This is a genomic window from Streptomyces sp. SolWspMP-5a-2 (assembly GCF_900091845.1).
In the GTDB taxonomy this organism is placed as follows: Bacteria; Actinomycetota; Actinomycetes; order Streptomycetales; family Streptomycetaceae; genus Streptomyces; species Streptomyces doudnae.
On sequence record NZ_FMCI01000123.1, the window covers coordinates 1 to 1842 of the forward strand.

2 protein-coding genes are annotated in these 1842 nt (G+C 71.2%); both read right to left on the reverse strand.

The features are described 5' to 3' along the window. On the reverse strand, positions 1-395 hold a 395-nt coding region (locus GA0115242_RS12175), incomplete at its 3' end, for a methyltransferase family protein (protein WP_272925269.1). A 53-nt stretch (positions 396-448) separates the two neighbouring features. After that, complete coding sequence (locus tag GA0115242_RS12180; RefSeq protein ID WP_093827543.1) at positions 449-1672, reverse strand: cytochrome P450 family protein; 1224 nt, start codon at positions 1670-1672, stop codon at positions 449-451. Positions 1673-1842 lie beyond the last annotated feature (170 nt).

Consider the following 1842-nt stretch of genomic DNA (forward strand, 5'->3'; position numbering starts at 1 on the left):
ATGTCGTCGAAGACCGTGTGGCCCTGGCGGACCGTGTCGTACATCCGCGCGTACGGCCGCCAGAACAGATCCTCGCCGAGCATGAGGAAGGGGTCGTGGAGGGAGCCGGGCGTGTCGGTGCGCAGCAGCTCCGCCATCGGGGTCAGGGCGAAGCGGGCCTGTTCGTCCTCGCGGAAGACCTCGCGGGTGGCGAGGTAGCGCAGCACCCGGTGCAGGTGCGGACCGTTCAGGCCGGTCTTCTCGGCGAGTTCGGCGGCGGTGCGCGGGCCGTCGGCCAGATGATCGGCGACACCCGCCTTGGTGACCGTGTAGAGGCAGGCGGTGTAGAGGTAGCCGTTCATGTGTTCCGACAGTCGCGCGCTCAGTTCGCTGGTGTCGGGCGGGGCGGACGTCATCGCATACCTCCGGGAGACGGGGAACGGACGGGGCGGAGCGGGGAACGGGCAGTTCAGGAACCGGCGTCGGGCACGGCACGCACCCGGACCGGGAGGCGGGGCAGACCCCGCATCATCACGCTCGGGTACCAGGCCAGTCGGGCGGGATCGGCGTCGAGCGCCAGGTCGGGACAGCGCTCCAGCAGCGAACGCACCGCGGTCCGCGCCTCCAGCCTGGCCAACGGGGCGCCGAAACAGGCGTGGATGCCGTGCCCGAACGCCAGATGGCCGCCCGCCTCCCGCCGGATGTCGAAGCGGTCCGGGTCGGGGAAGCGGCCCGGGTCACGGTTGGCGGGGGTGTTCCCGATGAGGATCAGCTCGCCCCCGCCGGGGATGTCGGTGTCACCGATCCGGACCGGCTCGGTGGTGAAGCGGTGCAGGGACGTCCCGGTCGGGCCGCTGTGCCGCAGCATCTCCTCGACGGCCGAGTCGAGCAGCGAGAAGTCCGCGCGCAGCGCGTCCAGTTGGTCAGGGTGCCGCAGCAGCGCGAGCATCCCGTTGGAGAGCAGCCCTGTGGTCGTCTCGTGCCCGGCGACCAGGAGCAGCACGGCGAGACCGACCATCTCGCTGTCGGAGAGGGCGTCCTCGTCCTCCTCGCGCCGCCTGACCAGCCCGCTCAGCAGGTCATCGCCCGGCCTGGCCCGCTTGTCGTCGAGCAACTCCTTCAGATAGCCGTCCAGTTCGGCGAGGGCCGCCTCCGCCTCGGCGCCGTTCCACTCCTTGGTCACCTGGGTGGTCCACCGGTGGAACTTGTCGCGGTCGTCGAACGGCACTCCGAGCAGCTCGCAGATGATCGACGCCGGCAGCGGGAACGCGAAGTCCCCGACCAGGTCGGCCCGGCCGTCCGCGCGCTCCAGCATGGCCCCGATCAACTCGTCGGTGACCTCCCGCACCCGGGGTTCGAGCGCCTGCACCCGCCGCGGCGTGAACTCCCTGACCACCAGCTTGCGCAGCCTGGTGTGCCGGGGCGGGTCGGAGATCAGCATGTGCGGGTTGGCCCACGGATCGTCCTCCGTGTCGGCCGCGCCGGGGGAGTTGCGCCAGTCGTTCGACAGCCGCGGGTCGGACAGCGCCGCCCTGGCCTCCTCGTAGCCCACCACGAGCCAGGCCGTGAACCCCTCGGGCAGCAGCACCCGGTGCACCGGACCCCGCTCGCGCAGCTTCGCGTAGGTCGGGTGTGGATCGCGCGCGAACTCCTCACCCAGCGCGGCCAGATCGACGATCGCCTCTTCACTCATCCCACGGCCTCCTCCCGTCCCGGGCACGCGCTAGGCGGGCACGCACTCGACGATGGACATCAGGGAGGGGGTGGGAAGGATCCGCCTGACGGTGAAGCCGCCCCGGCCGAGGACGTCCTCGAACTCCGCCTGCGTGCGCTCCTTGCCGTCGTGGATGACCATCATCATCG